This is a genomic window from Microcoleus sp. CAWBG58 (assembly GCF_020883045.1).
Taxonomy (GTDB): domain Bacteria; phylum Cyanobacteriota; class Cyanobacteriia; order Cyanobacteriales; family Microcoleaceae; genus Microcoleus.
In genome coordinates, this window is the sequence record NZ_JAHRFA010000008.1 from 96,333 (window position 1) to 110,726 (window position 14,394).

At 43.9% G+C, this 14,394-nt stretch carries 20 protein-coding genes; 4 read left to right on the top strand and 16 right to left on the bottom strand.

What is annotated here, in order from left to right; all coding sequences use genetic code 11:
* Nucleotides 1-45 precede the first annotated feature (45 nt).
* From QZ918_RS05300 to rsmH, 3 genes are all read right to left on the bottom strand, one after another.
* Nucleotides 46-234: a hypothetical protein gene (locus tag QZ918_RS05300; protein WP_293331958.1), complete on the bottom strand. Its 189-nt coding sequence runs from the start codon at nt 232-234 to the stop codon at nt 46-48.
* Complete coding sequence (locus tag QZ918_RS05305; protein WP_293331961.1) at nt 200-1,873, bottom strand: SpoIIE family protein phosphatase; 1,674 nt, start codon at nt 1,871-1,873, stop codon at nt 200-202. Before QZ918_RS05305 ends, QZ918_RS05300 begins: the two co-directional genes overlap by 35 nt.
* 220 nt (nt 1,874-2,093) lie before the next feature.
* The gene (rsmH, locus tag QZ918_RS05310) at nt 2,094-2,996 is read right to left on the bottom strand and encodes a 16S rRNA (cytosine(1402)-N(4))-methyltransferase RsmH (protein WP_293331964.1); all 903 of its coding nucleotides are present in this window, start codon (nt 2,994-2,996) and stop codon (nt 2,094-2,096) included.
* A 58-nt stretch (nt 2,997-3,054) separates the two neighbouring features.
* Here rsmH and QZ918_RS05315 point away from each other — a divergent pair, with 58 nt between their 5' ends.
* On the top strand, nt 3,055-4,239 hold the full coding sequence (locus QZ918_RS05315; protein WP_293331967.1) for an NAD(P)H-quinone oxidoreductase subunit H: 1,185 nt from the start codon (nt 3,055-3,057) through the stop codon (nt 4,237-4,239).
* 188 nt (nt 4,240-4,427) lie between these two features.
* Here QZ918_RS05315 and QZ918_RS05320 read toward each other — a convergent pair whose 3' ends face one another.
* Nucleotides 4,428-5,093, bottom strand: a complete 666-nt coding sequence (locus QZ918_RS05320; protein ID WP_293331970.1) for a hypothetical protein — start codon at nt 5,091-5,093, stop codon at nt 4,428-4,430.
* A 248-nt stretch (nt 5,094-5,341) separates the two neighbouring features.
* Here QZ918_RS05320 and QZ918_RS05325 point away from each other — a divergent pair, with 248 nt between their 5' ends.
* A complete protein-coding gene (locus tag QZ918_RS05325) occupies nt 5,342-6,553 on the top strand; it encodes a class I SAM-dependent methyltransferase (RefSeq protein ID WP_293331973.1) in 1,212 nt (403 codons plus the stop codon).
* 151 nt (nt 6,554-6,704) lie between these two features.
* Here QZ918_RS05325 and QZ918_RS05330 read toward each other — a convergent pair whose 3' ends face one another.
* Together QZ918_RS05330 and QZ918_RS05335 are read right to left on the bottom strand one after the other, a co-directional pair.
* Nucleotides 6,705-7,310 (bottom strand): transglutaminase-like domain-containing protein, encoded by a 606-nt coding sequence (locus QZ918_RS05330; protein WP_293331978.1) that lies wholly within the window; start codon nt 7,308-7,310, stop codon nt 6,705-6,707.
* On the bottom strand, nt 7,285-7,842 hold the full coding sequence (locus QZ918_RS05335) for an O-acetyl-ADP-ribose deacetylase (RefSeq protein WP_293331981.1): 558 nt from the start codon (nt 7,840-7,842) through the stop codon (nt 7,285-7,287). The genes QZ918_RS05330 and QZ918_RS05335 overlap by 26 nt, the downstream gene beginning before the upstream one ends.
* 308 nt (nt 7,843-8,150) lie before the next feature.
* Between QZ918_RS05335 and QZ918_RS05340 the strand changes: the two genes are divergently transcribed.
* On the top strand, nt 8,151-8,939 hold the full coding sequence (locus QZ918_RS05340) for a class II glutamine amidotransferase (RefSeq protein ID WP_293331984.1): 789 nt from the start codon (nt 8,151-8,153) through the stop codon (nt 8,937-8,939).
* Between the two features lie 7 nt (nt 8,940-8,946).
* On the opposite strand, the gene QZ918_RS33060 is transcribed toward QZ918_RS05340, so the two are convergent.
* From QZ918_RS33060 to QZ918_RS05355, 4 genes are all read right to left on the bottom strand, one after another.
* On the bottom strand, nt 8,947-9,006 hold the full coding sequence (locus QZ918_RS33060) for a hypothetical protein (protein ID WP_367275251.1): 60 nt from the start codon (nt 9,004-9,006) through the stop codon (nt 8,947-8,949).
* A 115-nt stretch (nt 9,007-9,121) separates the two neighbouring features.
* Nucleotides 9,122-9,979 (bottom strand): hypothetical protein, encoded by an 858-nt coding sequence (locus QZ918_RS05345; protein WP_293331987.1) that lies wholly within the window; start codon nt 9,977-9,979, stop codon nt 9,122-9,124.
* Between the two features lie 136 nt (nt 9,980-10,115).
* Entirely contained in the window at nt 10,116-10,394 is a 279-nt protein-coding gene (locus QZ918_RS05350; protein WP_293331990.1) for a type II toxin-antitoxin system PemK/MazF family toxin, read from the bottom strand.
* Nucleotides 10,388-10,636, bottom strand: a complete 249-nt coding sequence (locus QZ918_RS05355; RefSeq protein ID WP_293190694.1) for an AbrB/MazE/SpoVT family DNA-binding domain-containing protein — start codon at nt 10,634-10,636, stop codon at nt 10,388-10,390. The genes QZ918_RS05350 and QZ918_RS05355 overlap by 7 nt, the downstream gene beginning before the upstream one ends.
* A gap of 254 nt (nt 10,637-10,890) precedes the next feature.
* On the opposite strand from QZ918_RS05355, the gene QZ918_RS05360 reads away from it, so the two are divergent.
* A complete protein-coding gene (locus QZ918_RS05360) occupies nt 10,891-11,604 on the top strand; it encodes an aspartate/glutamate racemase family protein (protein WP_293331993.1) in 714 nt (237 codons plus the stop codon).
* A 61-nt stretch (nt 11,605-11,665) separates the two neighbouring features.
* Here QZ918_RS05360 and QZ918_RS05365 read toward each other — a convergent pair whose 3' ends face one another.
* The 6 genes from QZ918_RS05365 to QZ918_RS05390 all read right to left on the bottom strand — a co-directional run bounded on the left by QZ918_RS05365 (nt 11,666) and on the right by QZ918_RS05390 (nt 14,361).
* Nucleotides 11,666-11,800 (bottom strand): DUF4926 domain-containing protein, encoded by a 135-nt coding sequence (locus QZ918_RS05365; RefSeq protein ID WP_293332099.1) that lies wholly within the window; start codon nt 11,798-11,800, stop codon nt 11,666-11,668.
* A 24-nt stretch (nt 11,801-11,824) separates the two neighbouring features.
* A complete protein-coding gene (locus QZ918_RS05370) occupies nt 11,825-12,193 on the bottom strand; it encodes a type II toxin-antitoxin system RelE/ParE family toxin (protein WP_293331996.1) in 369 nt (122 codons plus the stop codon).
* Nucleotides 12,183-12,467, bottom strand: coding sequence for a hypothetical protein (locus tag QZ918_RS05375; protein ID WP_293331999.1), 285 nt, complete (start codon nt 12,465-12,467; stop codon nt 12,183-12,185). The genes QZ918_RS05370 and QZ918_RS05375 overlap by 11 nt, the downstream gene beginning before the upstream one ends.
* 1,076 nt (nt 12,468-13,543) lie before the next feature.
* Nucleotides 13,544-13,909 carry a hypothetical protein gene (locus QZ918_RS05380; RefSeq protein ID WP_293332002.1) on the bottom strand — a complete coding sequence of 122 codons (366 nt, stop codon included), beginning with the start codon at nt 13,907-13,909 and terminating at the stop codon, nt 13,544-13,546.
* Nucleotides 13,909-14,112, bottom strand: a complete 204-nt coding sequence (locus tag QZ918_RS05385; RefSeq protein WP_293332005.1) for a hypothetical protein — start codon at nt 14,110-14,112, stop codon at nt 13,909-13,911. The genes QZ918_RS05380 and QZ918_RS05385 overlap by 1 nt, the downstream gene beginning before the upstream one ends.
* A gap of 21 nt (nt 14,113-14,133) precedes the next feature.
* Nucleotides 14,134-14,361, bottom strand: coding sequence for a hypothetical protein (locus QZ918_RS05390; protein WP_293332007.1), 228 nt, complete (start codon nt 14,359-14,361; stop codon nt 14,134-14,136).
* Between the last annotated feature and the right edge of the window lie 33 nt (nt 14,362-14,394).

Consider the following 14,394-nt stretch of genomic DNA (forward strand, 5'->3'; position numbering starts at 1 on the left):
AAAATCTAAAATCTAAAATCTAAAATCGACTGACGTGCTAGTTCTCTAACTTTTGCCGTTAGCGAAGCCCGCCCCTACGGGGGCTACGCCAACGAAGACGATCGCCCGCGTTCTCTGTATTAATCTGTAGGCCCTCAACTGACGGCTGGAGTTTTTGAGATCCAAAGCCCCCGACTCTGCGTCGGGATGACTGACAGATTCAGAGAACCTCCAGAGAGAGTATGGTTTGGTCATCTTCCTGAACAGGATTGTCAGCTCGGATGTAAGCCAACAAATTGTCCAAGTTGAAGGAACCAGGCTCTTGAATCAAAAGTTGCCAAAGCCCTTCTTGTTGTAGCATAGAACGGGTTTCTTCGCCCCCTGCGACCGCCTTAGTGGTCACGCTAGCTTCAGTAATCCCGTCACTTGTCAGCAGAAATACATCTCCTGACTTTAATTCGATCGCACCAGCTTTACCTTTCCAGACTGGCAATATCCCCAAGGGAATACCGCGAGCTTTGAGGAAATTCGGCTCTGCTGGTGTTCCACCGCTAGCTGCTTGAGCTTTCACCTCTGAGTTAGACCAAACGATGGGATAAATGTGACCGGCATTAGCAAAAGCCAGGTGTCCCGTTGACGGAGTGTAACGAGCTACAACCATGGTAATAAAATGGTTGTTGCCGATCAGATCGTCAGCCATACTGCTGTTCATATTCTGCATCACTCTCTCGGGTTCGGGAGAAACTTCTTGAGAAAGTTCGCGCCGCATCACCGAAATCGCGCTAGCCATAAATAGAGCAGCCGGAACACCCTTACCGGAAACATCTCCCACAGCTATCCAAATATCCCCTTGAGAGTGGACGTAGACCTCAAAAAAGTCACCGCCAACTTCCCGTGCGGGATAGCAACAAGCTTGCACCCTGACAGTTTCAAAATCCGGCCAACTTTGGCGCAACAAGTTTGTTTGGATTTGGCGGGCCACCTCCAACTCGTTTTGCATCTGATTGGCTAAATCCAGAGTGCGCTGATAGAGCTTAGCTTGAGACAGGGCGAGAGCAGCTTGAGCTGCTACACCTTCTATTAACTCTATCTCTTCTCCCGACCAAGGGTTAGTGCCACCTTGCTGACACAGGGCTAGTACCGCCAACAAGTCTTGCTGATAAGTTAGGGGCACAGCAATCTCAACCGAGTTACCGTCAGCCCCACTGTTGGCGCTGACTTGAGTTTGGCGGCTGGCTACGGCTTGAACCAGCAAATTTTCATCAAAAGAAAAGCTGCTAGGTTCGGCGTTTTGGGCTTGGTAGGGAAAGGTACTGGGTAATAGTCGATCGACCTCTACCGGCCGCAGCATACAATAGTTGGCCTCAAAAGTTTGACCTACGGTTTGAACAATAGTTTGTACCATACTAGAGTAATCTAGCGACCCGCGAATCACGCTCATCACCTCATTAAACAGAGATTCCTTACGTAAAGCGCGACGCAGTGCAACGCTGCGCTGCTTGTAGTATTTGTAAGTTTCTGACGCTTGATTGATAACTGATTTCAGTTCTTCAGGATTCCACGGTTTGGTGATGTATTTGAAAACTTGACCTGCATTAATTGCCTCTACCAAGTCTTCAACATCGGTATATCCCGTCAGCAGAATCCGAATTGTATCCGGATAACGTTCGACTGTTTTCCCCAAGAACTCGGTACCATTCATTTCTGGCATCCGCTGGTCAGATATAATCACCGCCATCTCGCCCTGTTCGTCTAGAACTTCCAGGGCGCTGAGGGCGCTATCTGCTTTGTAAACCTGAAAATCGCGTCGAAACGTCCGGTACAGCAAATCCAAGTTGTCGGGTTCGTCATCGACTACCATTAGTTTCAGTTTGCTTCCATCTCCCCGACTCATGCTATTCCCTACTCCTGGGCGAATTAATCAGGTCTAAAACTAGCTTGTCAAGTACCCTTGGCGGATTCAGCGGAGCCGAATCTGCGTGAGGGGTTTGGGTTTCATAGGTCAGTGCCATGACGCGTGATACTACAAGGAAGTTCGGAACTTGCATCCGGTCGCGGCCTTGCCAGACCTCGCCGCCTTTGAGAGCTCGTCCTTTATTCCGCTTACTGCCGAATCAAGTTAATTTTTCTGCCAGTCTGAGCTTAGCAGAACGAGAGCGGGGATTTCTAGCTAGTTCGTCGGATTGGGGGACGATCGGCTTTTTTGTCAGTACCTGCAAACACTCGGTTGCTCTCAACTGGTGCTTGACCGGCCTGTCTTCGAGACTGTGAAAAGTAATTATTCCAATTCTCCCACCGGGTTTTAGCCATTTAGGCGCTTGGTTGAGGAAAGTATCTAAAGACGCAAGTTCGGAGTTGACAGCTATCCTTAAAGCTTGGAAAGTGCGGGTGGCGGGATGGATTCTACCGTTGCGCTGCTTGGGTGGGAAGGTAGACGCGATCGCACCTGCGAGCTCTGTAGTAGTTTCAAAAGGACGCGATTGCACAATCCGCCTCGCAATGCGCCGGGACAGTCGTTCCTCGCCGTACTTGTAAATAATATCTGCTAGTTTAACTTCTTCCCAGTGATTGATAATCTCTTCTGCGGTCAAAGATTGCTGCTGGTTCATACGCATATCTAGTTGAGCGGGGTGGCGAAAACTAAAGCCTCGTTCCGGTGTATCGAACTGAGCCGAGCTAACACCCAAATCTGCTATAATACCATCAAATTTGGCATCAGGAGACTGATATTGGGCAAAATTGCCGTGCCAAAACTCGACGGGCGAGTTAGCAAATCGGGCTTGGCAAAAACGGATGGCTTCTTCATCGCGATCGATCGCCACCACCGTCACATCAGGGGCGGCTGCCAAAATCAAACTCGTGTGTCCGCCGCCCCCAAGCGTCGCATCCAAATAGCGCCCGCCGGCACGTACACCCAAACCCGTAATTAATTCATTACCTAAAACTGGAACGTGATAGGTGTCAGCGCAGACATCCGATCCAGGGGTGTCCTTCTCAGAGAGCTCGATATCCTTCATAATCAATAAAAGTGAAACAAAAATCAACAATAGTCAGTAATCATTAAGTCATTTAATTATGTCAAGAATCGAGACTAGAACCGAACCAATGGTGCTCAACATGGGCCCGCACCACCCATCCATGCACGGCGTACTGAGGTTGATTGTCACCCTCGACGGCGAAGACGTAGTGGACTGCGAGCCTGTTTTGGGCTATCTACACCGCGGCATGGAAAAAATTGCCGAAAACCGCACCAACGTGATGTACGTCCCCTACGTGAGCCGCTGGGACTACGCTGCGGGGATGTTTAATGAAGCGGTGACAGTCAATGCACCGGAAAAATTGGCGAATATTGCTGTCCCCAAACGGGCTAGCTATATCCGGGTAATTATGCTGGAGTTGAACCGGATTGCCAACCACTTGATGTGGGTGGGGCCGTTTTTGGCAGACGTGGGCGCGCAAACTCCCTTTTTCTACACTATGCGCGATCGCGAACCAATTCTCGACTTGTGGGAAGCAGCCACCGGCTACCGCATGGTAAACAACAACTACTTCCGCATCGGCGGAGTCGCAGCAGATTTACCCTACGGTTGGGTAGACAAGTGCCAAGATTTCTGCGATTATTTCGTTCCCAAAATTGACGAATACGAACGTTTAATCACCAACAACCCTATCTTCCGCCGCCGGATTGAAGGACTGGGTACGATTTCTCGCGCCGAAGCGATTAACTGGGGACTCTCCGGGCCCATGTTGCGCGGTTCCGGCGTAAATTGGGATTTGCGGAAAGTTGACAATTACGAATGTTACGACGAATTCGACTGGGAAGTTTGTACAGAAGCTGCGGGCGATTGTTTGGCCCGCTACTTAGTCCGAATTCGCGAGATGCGCGAGTCAGTTAAGATCCTCTATCAAGCCTTAAAAGGACTCCCCGGCGGCCCTTACGAAAACTTGGAAGCCAAGCGCTTAGAAAGCGGGCCAAAATCTGAGTGGAACAGTTTCGACTATCAGTTTATTGGCAAAAAAGTAGCGCCAACTTTCAAGATTCCTAAGGGCGAACATTACGTGCGTGTTGAAAGCGGCAAGGGTGAGTTGGGAATCTATATTATCGGCGATGACAGCGTGTTTCCTTGGCGCTGGAAGATTCGCGCTGCTGATTTCAATAATTTGCAGATTTTGCCCCACATCGTGCGCGGCGTAAAGATTGCGGACTTGGTGGCAATTCTGGGCAGTATCGACATTATCATGGGTTCGGTGGATAGGTAGGTAGAGGAAAAGGGCGTTAGCGAAGCCCTCGAAGAGGATCGTATTTTTGGGCTATTTGCTCAAAAGTGCGATCGCTACTTGTTAGCAGTATATTAATCTCTGTTTTGTCACTATTGGGAAAATTAACGATTTTGTGAGGATACAATCCACTGAAGATCGAGGTTTCACCTCAGTTGGACAAAAGAAGGTTAATAATCGCAGCTAAAAATGAGCTCAGTTTTGCACTGCGTGCAAATATACTCAGTAATATCCTCATCTACTCTTAACCAGCGCAAGTTTGTGCTGTTGCAGTAGGGGCAATACTGAGTGACAGATAAACTTTCAGTGGGGATACACTGCCATTTTGGTAAATTAACAGCTACCTCTGACTCTAGAGAAGTTAACGTATTAACAGGTAAACTCCATACCCTATCTAGTAATTCATTGACTTTGAAACTTAATTCATTAACATTTTCAACCCACAAATAGCCGCAGCGGACAGCACGACAGATCGAAACGTTTCTCTCTTCTTCAATAAATATAGAATTTCCCTTGGGGTCGATCGCCTCGCATTTCCACAATGTTAATACTATAGGAACTTCTTGTGCGTAATTCACTATCAAAGCCGGGATATCGTTTAGTTGCTGTTCTGTAAAACAAGCCACCCATATATCGCCGGCAATTCTTTTGCATCTTTCTAAACAAACGCAACTTTTCAACAAATTATCGAAGGCGATGATATCTTTGTCTACTTCATCGTGACCTAAGTAATTATTGCGTCTTTTTGTGTCTGCAAGATCGAAGATAACTAAATAAGCTGGTAATAATAACTCGCTCGATTTTTTGAACTCTTCTAAAAATGACTCTCTCGACATACAGAAGCATTATATTTAAAAGCTAAGGCTAGCTTATCACAGCGATAGAAAATTGCCAATCTCAAATCTCAATTTTGCGATCGGCTCCAAAATGATATAATAAATTTTGAAAAACAGAGATGTTATAGAATGAATGCCAAATTTATGAACATCAAAATTTCTCTCTTTTCTCTTCCTCTGTGCCCTCTGCGCCCTCTGCGGTTAAAAAAATCTTTATTTCCTCAATAAAATAACATCAACTATAAACTATGACAGTGCAGCAATTAGATATTAACGACAGCAACCCAGAACTCTGCGATTTAATCAGCGAAAGAATTGCCGCAAGTCCCCAGCAGCGCATTACCTTTGCGGAATATATGGATTTGGCACTATATCACCCGCAGTATGGTTACTATAATGGCGATCGCCCCAACATCGGCAAACAAGGCGATTTTATCACATCCCCTCATTGGAGTGCAGATTTTGCTGAGGTTTTGGGCGAGCAATTTCTGGAAATGTGGCAAATTCTCGGCAAACCTAATGCTTTTACTATCGTAGAAATGGGTGCGGGGCGAGGAACATTTGCCACACATTTACTGCAATACCTGCAACGACAATATCCCGATTTATTTAAAGTTTTAGAATACATTATTGTTGAAATTTCCCCTGTACAGCAAGCGGTGCAGCAGCAAAACTTAGCTGAATTCAAAGTCAAGTGGTGCAAGTGGGATGAAATAGCTAATAACTCGATTGTCGGCTGCTTCTTTTCTAACGAGTTAGTAGATGCTTTTCCAGTTCATCAATTTATCGTCGAACAAGGGCAACTTCGGGAAATTTACGTTACCGCAGCCGCCAAAAAAAACAAACAATCTGGGAGCCAGTTTGTTGAGGTAGTAGGCGAACTTTCAAATCATAAGATTGCCGAATATTTTGATTTAGTAGGAATTGATTTATCGGCTAGTGTCTATGCGGATGGTTATCGCAGCGAAGTTAATTTAGCAGCTTTAGACTGGATAAAAACAGTTGCCGAAAAATTGCAGCGCGGTTATGTGTTGACAATTGATTACGGCCATCCGGCGCACCGCTATTACAATCCAAGACGCACGGAAGGAACGCTGCAATGTTATTACCGCCACCGCTATCACAGCAATCCTTATATTAATGTGGGGTGGCAGGATTTAACGGCCCACGCTGATTTTACGGCGCTGGAAAAACAAGGTGAATTGTGCGGTTTGGAGATGATGGGTTTTACTCAGCAGGCTTGGTTTTTGATGGTGCTGGGTGTGGGCGATAGAATTGCTTCTCTATCTGCAAATGATGCACAAGTATTGGATTTGGCAACCTTTTTACGCAGGCGGGAAGCGCTGTATCAATTGATCGATCCGATTGGTTTGGGGGGGTTTGGGGTTTTGGTGCAGTGTAAGGGGTTGAGTGAGGAGGAGAAAGGGGAAAAGCTTAAAGGCTTGAAAGTGCCAGATTAGTTATCTAGATTAGTTTTTTAAGTTGATATTTGGACTTAATTTGGTTCCAAAAATCTTGATTTACAGTCAACTAATAGAGTAAAAGGGCCCAAGCCCAACAACGTACCTCATCTTTCTGAGAATTAATGTAATTTAACTTCCTGAGTGATTTCTAGTGAATGGCAAGGCCGTATTTATGTGCTGAATCTAGAGAAACGTCTGGAAGGTTGAGCAGCAGTTCATCCCATGTAATGTGATTTTGTAAAGCATCTACAACTACTTGCAGCGGCTCAGATAAAATGGTTTGAAAGTCTGCTTCTTCAGGAAACTGAATTTTAAATGCTAATTGCTCTTGAGGAGGTGTGAATTGAGCATTAACATTATCGCGATTTCCTCTTGCGTCAACGCGATACCAGCCTACTTTGGGTAAGTAAATGGCATTGAAACCGTGCAAGGTATAGGGCGCACCTTTCTCGTCAAAGCTCAATCTTTGATAGCAAAAACCTGCGGGAATGTTGTTAGCCCTCAGCAATGCTGCTAATAGGTGACTTTTGGCAAAACAATAACCTGTTTTGTAGTTTAGTACATCGGATGCTCGACAGGTGACGGGATTCATCTGATAGTCGTAGCTGTGGCGAATTTCGTCTCGAACCCACTCAAAACTAGATTGGGCGATCGCCTCTGATGTATGATGTTGTGATGCTATCTTGTTCGCGAGTGCTAAAATTGCGGGATGATCGCAATCGATAATGTCAGTCGCTGCTAAATAGGTTTTCATTTCTGGAATGATTTTTCTGATAGCCTTTCTGCCTGAGAACTGCTACAATATTCTCATAAACCTGATGATTCTCCCAATCGAAGCAGCAAAAAGTTATGTTTTGAGGAGCGCCATTTTTTTGCATTTGTTCGTAGCAGATTTTGACTGCAATCTCACCTGCTAAATCCTTGGGATATTTGTAAATGCCGGTGCTAATGCAAGGAAATGCGATACTCTCGAACTTTTGCTCGATCGCGATTTGCATACACTTGCGGTAACATTGGGCTAAGAGTTCGGCTTCTCCGCAATCGCCTCCCTGCCATACGGGGCCTACGGTGTGGATGATGAAGCGCGCAGGTAAGCGATATCCTTTTGTGAGTTTAGCATCCCCGGTTTTGCATCCTCGGAGCGATCGACATTCGTCTAGAAGTTCCGGGCCCGCTGCTTTGTGGATGGCGCCATCTACTCCACCACCTCCCAGCAAACTGGTATTTGCAGCATTGACGATCGCATCTACTTTCAGTTGTGTGATGTTGCCTAAAATAACTTGCATAAAAATAATTCAGCTTTAAAAGCCCATACTTATAATGATACAGATGGATTGCGTGCGATCGCCACGAAATGAACAATTTGCGATCGTATCAAATCCCAGATTCAGTAAAAGCTAGATTCAAATCATCAATCAACCCCAATTGTTGGATCTATAGCAATCCTATCTGAGTTTCAAGGTATAACTACATCTCGTTTTCCTAGACTCTTTTTATAGCAAGGATTTCAGAATTCCCCGATCTTGAAAATGATTTAGGATTGCTATAGTATGTTACATGAATCCGAAGTCAAAACTTTATAAAACTAAAAATTATGTGCCAATTACTAGGAATGAACTGCAATGTGCCAACAGATATTTGCTTTTCTTTTGAAGGTTTTTCTGCAAGGGGCGGTAAAACAGATATTCATCAAGACGGTTGGGGAATTGCTTTCTTTGAGGGCTTGGGATGCCGTATTTTTATAGACTCCAAACCTGCGGTTGATTCGACAGTTGCTGATTTGGTGCGGCGCTATCCCATCCACTCAACTAACGTCATCGCTCATATCCGCAAAGCTACTCAAGGCGAAATTGCTCTGGAAAACTGCCATCCCTTCATTCGAGAGCTTTGGGGGCGCTATTGGGTGTTTGCTCACAACGGAAATCTGGAAAATTTTAATCCTGAAAGTACGGGATGTTACAAAGCTGTAGGCAAAACTGACAGCGAAAAAGCCTTTTGTTTGATATTGGAAAAGTTCCGAGAAAGTTTTCCTCAAAATAAGCCTGATTTGACGGAACTTTACACGGTATTGAATGAAATAACTAAAAGTTTAGCAGAGTACGGAATTTTTAATTATTTACTTTCGGATGGAGAACACTTGTTCGTGCATTGTTCTACTAATCTACATTACATTGTACGCCAAGCACCTTTTGCTAGCGCTCACTCAATCGATGAGGATGTGACTGTCGATTTTAGGGAATTGACCAAAGAAGGCGATCGCGTGGCTGTGATTGCTACTTTTCCACTTACAGATAACGAAGTTTGGCAGAAGATTCAGCCGGGAGAATTGCTGGTATTTCAGGAGGGTTTGCCAATCAATTTTGAACGGCTGGATTTAACTTAAATGAATGCTACGAAATGCCTGGAAAATCTGTGCATTGCCGCATTCCAGGCTCGTGAAATGCCAACACAATATCTTCCTTGGGAACCCCTGCACCAAATCCGTTGCAATTACATCTTCTGTCCAGTCTTCCTCTACTATCGATCGACCTTTTTTTAGAGGGGAATTTGCGCGGTGCGATCGCATCAAATGCCTGCTTCAGTAAAAGCTAAATTCAAATCATCAATCAACCCCAATTGTTGTGCCCACTCTGTTAAGTAACTCCGCTCCAAAATCTCAGCTTGGACTTTCAGAATTCCCAAAACATCAGTCCATTGTTTTTGAGACTGAGACTGTTGTCGCCAGAGCAGTTTTGCCAACACAATATCTTCAGGAGAAGCAATCCAAAATTGTTCTACACCAGCTTCATCAAGGGCTTCTAATCGCCGTCTTGCCATTTTTGAGCGATCGAATTCAGTATCAGAATTCAGCACAATATCGGCGTTTAATACTGAAGTCATGTGAGTGACGCTCAACACCATTCCTCTGCCCTCTTGAATATCTTCTACTGAGCCCGGAGGGCAGTAAAAACCTGCCGTTTCTAGTGCTTCAACTAATTGAAAGATATTGTCCCGCAGCAATTCAATTACTAAATCTAAATCGCGTGTTGTTCTAGGGTCGCCATAGACAGAAGCGGCAACGCCTCCTGTAATATAATAAGGGATAGATAATGTTTCAAAAATAGGGTGCAACAGTCTAGCAATTTCGCTGGGGTCTTGCGTCCACATAGATGGGTCACTGGTAGGGGTTAAAATTGGCAACCATTTGCTGCGTAAGATCGATCGGGCAAATCGCTCTTGATAGGTTGAGGGACAAGCTTTTTTCATGCCGCGCAAGCTAACAGTCTTTGCCCAACGATTTAATTTTGCCGCCATTTGCGATCGTTGGGAATTAGTGAGTTGCCGCAGTAGGTAGAAATCAATTGCATCAGCTTCAGGGGTTTTATCTTCTGACTGGGCACGGTATCCAGGTTTGATGGATATTTGCGGTATGAATTGAATCATTTTGCTTGTTGACTTTCAGAATTTTATAAATTGAGTTAGGTTTTTTATGATGATTAACTACTCATCAACAGTCATATCTTCAAACAAAATAGGTTCAATTCGTTTCAATACTTCCTCAAGCAAATCTTTTGGACATTCACCAATCAAACTTGCTTGCCTTGCGCGGTAATCTTGCATAACGCAGTTGATCTGTCATAATTACACCTGTCACCGCTTCACCTTCTGGAATGGGAACATAAAACGGATTTTTGCGTTGTGTGGTGCTAATCGGACAGACAAATACAAACCCCATTTTTCGGTTAAATTTAGTTTGACTCACAACCAGTGCAGGTCGAGTACCCATTTGTTCGTGTCCGGCTTGATGATCGAAATTGAGGCGAATGAAATGACCTCGTTCGGGGATATAATTTACCAAACTTCTTCTCCTTCTGGTTTTCCCCAAGAGATTTCTTCGCTGGGTTCTATTTCGCCTGCCAATAATTCATCTAGGGTATATTTTGAAATTTTCTGATTGACAGGTTCTATGACCATTTTTCCATTTTCTATACTGCAAATTACGGAATCATCTGCTTTCAGGTTGAACAATTTTACAATATAGTCCGGTATTGGCAAAGCTAAGGAATTACCCAAGTTACTGAGGTGTATTTTTGCTGTCATACATTTGCGATTTTAATGCTCAGGTTTATCTATTATAACAGCTAGATATAAATCGTATACCAGGTTTAGTTTTGTAAATATTTTAAGGGCGATCGCCTTCGGACAATATTATGACTGTAGGTTGGTCTGCACTTGTGGGCGATCACAAATAACTTCCAGGTAGCGTCGCAATTGCTACAATCTTTCCCTTAACCTTAAGTTGCGGCAATCTATAATGATTGTAGCCGATCGTCTTAGTCATTTGAGGAGCCACCATGAAAACAATTGGGCTAATTGGGGGAATGAGTTGGGAGTCTTCTATTGAGTATTACCGCATCATTAACGAGGTCACCAAGAGCAAGCTTGGGGGATTGCATTCTGCTAAAAGCGTAATGTACTCAGTTGATTTTGCAGAAATCGAGGCTTTGCAACATCAAAGTCGTTGGCAAGAAGCAGCAGGTTTGATGGTTGCAGCAGCACAAAGCCTTGAACGGGCAGGAGCCGATTTTATCGTTCTCTGTACTAACACAATGCATAAACTTGCGGATGAGATTGAGGCAAATATTCAAGTTCCATTTCTACATATTGCGGATACGACGGCTGAGAAGATTCAGTCCAGTGGCATTCAAAAGATCGGCTTGTTGGGTACTCGTTTTACGATGGAGCAGGATTTTTATCGAGGGCGACTGGTAGATAAACATGGGCTAGAGGTGCTCATTCCAAATGATGATGAGCGAGAGGTAGTGCATCGAGTCATTTATCAAGAATTGTGTCTGGGAATTATTAATCCAGAATCGAGGAAGCAATATATCGAGATTATGAATAGCTTAGTTGAATCCGGTGCAGAAGGCATTATTTTAGGCTGCACAGAAATTGAGTTACTAATTCATACTGGAGATGCTACGGTTGGATTGTTTCCGACAACGAGGATTCATGCAGAAGCAGCAGTAGAAAAAGCAACAACTGCCGTACTTAGGAATGAAAATTAAATAATTTCAGCATCTTTACGCCCGCTAGCTTTGCAGGCAAGGATTGAAAGATCGAGATTGCTTAAGTTATTAAATTGCCATTCCTTATTTGCGATCGCAAATAACTTCCAGGTAGCGTCGCAACTGCTACAGTGTTTCCCAACAAATCGAAGAACTCAACGCTATAACCTGTTTTTAGTTTTTCAACAAGTGCTATTGATTTACCAGTCCTCGCAGTTCCTTATTCTGATTCTGGAAATTGTTGCTCGTATTGGCCTAGAATTTCTCGAACTGTTTCGGCCGCGATGTCTGATAGGTCTGATTTAGAATAGATAGTCACCAAAACGATCGAATCGCTAGTTTTGAGGTAATAAATAGCACGGTAGCCAGCGCTTTTGCCTTTTTGAATGTCGCTGTTCTTAATTCTGACTTTGAAAATTTCGTACTCCATTCCCGGAATGCGATCGCCCGGAAGTTCCCCCGCTTGAAGTTGTGCGATTACAGGCTCAATGTCTTTGCGAATGTTGCGATAGCGTTTGGCTAAAGTTCGCAGATCTCGTTGAAATCGGGGGGTGAGTTCAATGGCGATCGGTTGGGGGTCAATTGTCATCGATTCCGTCCCACATTTGAGATAAGGGGAGAGTTTGTCCGGTAATGGCTTCGTGGAAGCCTTGCTGAATCCCTTCGATGACAGTTTCAATGGGGTCATCATCGGGATCGATGTCAGTGTTTTGACGAATTTTTTGTTGCAGTTCTTTGAACCGTCCTTTATAGATATCTTCCCATTTCTCGGACTGCAAGAGTTTGATGAAAGCTAAGACTTCTTGTTGTTGGTCTGGCGATAAGACCTTAACATTTTCCAAAATGGTTTGTTCGACGGTCATAATTATCCCTTTTTTTGATTGTTGTTTTACAATCTAGTAACTAGATTATATCAAACGGGTGGGGCAACAGCAATTTGAGGGTGAGTGCAATTACGATCGGTTGTGGAACGCTCAATTAAATCGCACATAACTTCCAGGTAGCGTCGCAACTGCTACAGTGTTTCCCAACAAATCGAAGAACTCAACGCTATAACCTGTTTCTAGTCATTCTTGGTGGGGAGTGAGAAACCGGGTTTCTTCCTAAAATCTTGGTGGGGATGCGAAGATTGTCGCAGAAACCCGGTTTCTGGGATTTTGGGGCGATTGGTGGGGAGTGAGAAACCGGGTTTCTTCGTAAATCTTGGTGAGGATGCGAAGATTGTCGCAGAAACCCGGTTTCTTGGACTGGGCAAATTAAAACCCCCAGTTTTGTGCCGGGGGTTTATTGGTTCTGATGGGTTCGCGTGTTGTACTGTTAAACCCTTAGTTTTGCGCGATCGCAACTTGAAAAAGAAGCTACTCAATCTAATTTAGGTTTCTTAGATTATTACGCAATTGCTGGTATTGATTGGGGTTGCGAAGATAATCGCATGTACTACCAACTTGATTACAACGCAGTTGAGTTGTTTGTTGTTGGGGATAACCCTGCCGGGGATAATTAGTCTGAGGAGCAGAAATCTGTTGCCACTGTTGCCAACAACGACCAAAAGGGTCACAAACTACTCGCAATGCGAAACATCTCCCATAAGGATCACATTGGACGTTTTGAGCGTGAACGCCTGGAATGTCAAAGAGCGCCGGTACAAGGAATGCTCCGAACATTAAGGTTCTAAGCAATATCTTTTGCATTATTGAAACCTCCTTACTTTACACTTGACGGGACTTGGACGAAAAACTAAGGTAAAAAAGCTTTAAAGCCCTGTACACTATAGCTTTTACCTCTAAAGAGAGAAGTATAGTTTCTATTTTAACACACTCATCTGTTTTTAACCAGTGACATTACAATCGGTAGCAACTTTCCCGTTATTCAACGTACTGTTTTGTTGTTATAGCTGCTGTAGTCATAGTTTGCTAAATTACCTCATAATAGATGGCGTTCAATAGCGTTGTAGATACTTGTACTGCTCGTTTTCTATTTGCTTTCGCAACTGTTGCAGCAGGAACAATCTGTGGGTAACGTCTTGGTATTCCTCCTTAGATAAACAGCTACTTAATTGCTCCAACATTGCATCGCTTTCCTCAACAATTGCATTGCGAAAGAAGTCGCTAAGCTGGCGGCGATTGATTCCTTCTAATACGATGACAGGAACTTCTACGGGTTCTCCGTCAATTTTCATTTCCTTTACTTCAGATTTGCCAATTCTAGCAAACTCGGAACGAGCTAGCCATTCGTAAAAATCGTTTGAAACCTCAATAGCTTCGGCTTCTTCTTTATCCTGTGAGTAAAATGCAATATCTAACATTAGTCCTCCTCAGCTTCACAGCTCATAAATTCGGTGTCTGGAATATTTTCGGCATAGGCGATGTCATTTTCATTAAACATTTTTTTAGCTCTGTCTGTAATTTTTCCCGTAGTCAAAACAGCAGATACATTGCCTTTATTCACTATTTTTCTCGCTAAAGTCAGACCGATCTTTTTACGAGTTTTGACTTCAATGTATGGCATCCCTGTATTTTTGTCTGGTATTTACAATTGATTGTACTTGGCATTGATTTCGCGAACTATTTCCTTGACTTGTGCTTCATCTTCTGCTCTATAGTAAAGAATATCTCCATGCGGGTTACGTCCTCTGGTTCTTTCGCAGGGAATTCCTGCTGCTTGCAATTTATCCATAACCCATCCAATCAAATTTTTGTGAGCTTCTAAATGATAAATTAGTTCATCTTCATCGGTTTCCCATTCTTTGTCTACCATTCAATAATCCTCTTTCTCTGTCACCTAGCAAGG

Bases quoted from the DNA above. Each gene is read 5' to 3' on its own strand.
- QZ918_RS05300 (WP_293331958.1), bottom strand. From the start codon at position 234: ATGACCAAACCATACTCTCTCTGGAGGTTCTCTGAATCTGTCAGTCAT.
- QZ918_RS05305 (WP_293331961.1), bottom strand. From the start codon at position 1,873: ATGAGTCGGGGAGATGGAAGCAAACTGAAACTAATGGTAGTCGATGAC.
- rsmH (WP_293331964.1), bottom strand. From the start codon at position 2,996: ATGAAGGATATCGAGCTCTCTGAGAAGGACACCCCTGGATCGGATGTC.
- QZ918_RS05315 (WP_293331967.1), top strand. From the start codon at position 3,055: ATGTCAAGAATCGAGACTAGAACCGAACCAATGGTGCTCAACATGGGC.
- QZ918_RS05320 (WP_293331970.1), bottom strand. From the start codon at position 5,093: ATGTCGAGAGAGTCATTTTTAGAAGAGTTCAAAAAATCGAGCGAGTTA.
- QZ918_RS05325 (WP_293331973.1), top strand. From the start codon at position 5,342: ATGACAGTGCAGCAATTAGATATTAACGACAGCAACCCAGAACTCTGC.
- QZ918_RS05330 (WP_293331978.1), bottom strand. From the start codon at position 7,310: ATGAAAACCTATTTAGCAGCGACTGACATTATCGATTGCGATCATCCC.
- QZ918_RS05335 (WP_293331981.1), bottom strand. From the start codon at position 7,842: ATGCAAGTTATTTTAGGCAACATCACACAACTGAAAGTAGATGCGATC.
- QZ918_RS05340 (WP_293331984.1), top strand. From the start codon at position 8,151: ATGTGCCAATTACTAGGAATGAACTGCAATGTGCCAACAGATATTTGC.
- QZ918_RS05345 (WP_293331987.1), bottom strand. From the start codon at position 9,979: ATGATTCAATTCATACCGCAAATATCCATCAAACCTGGATACCGTGCC.
- QZ918_RS05355 (WP_293190694.1), bottom strand. From the start codon at position 10,636: ATGACAGCAAAAATACACCTCAGTAACTTGGGTAATTCCTTAGCTTTG.
- QZ918_RS05360 (WP_293331993.1), top strand. From the start codon at position 10,891: ATGAAAACAATTGGGCTAATTGGGGGAATGAGTTGGGAGTCTTCTATT.
- QZ918_RS05370 (WP_293331996.1), bottom strand. From the start codon at position 12,193: ATGACAATTGACCCCCAACCGATCGCCATTGAACTCACCCCCCGATTT.
- QZ918_RS05375 (WP_293331999.1), bottom strand. From the start codon at position 12,467: ATGACCGTCGAACAAACCATTTTGGAAAATGTTAAGGTCTTATCGCCA.
- QZ918_RS05380 (WP_293332002.1), bottom strand. From the start codon at position 13,909: ATGTTAGATATTGCATTTTACTCACAGGATAAAGAAGAAGCCGAAGCT.
- QZ918_RS05385 (WP_293332005.1), bottom strand. From the start codon at position 14,112: ATGCCATACATTGAAGTCAAAACTCGTAAAAAGATCGGTCTGACTTTA.
- QZ918_RS05390 (WP_293332007.1), bottom strand. From the start codon at position 14,361: ATGGTAGACAAAGAATGGGAAACCGATGAAGATGAACTAATTTATCAT.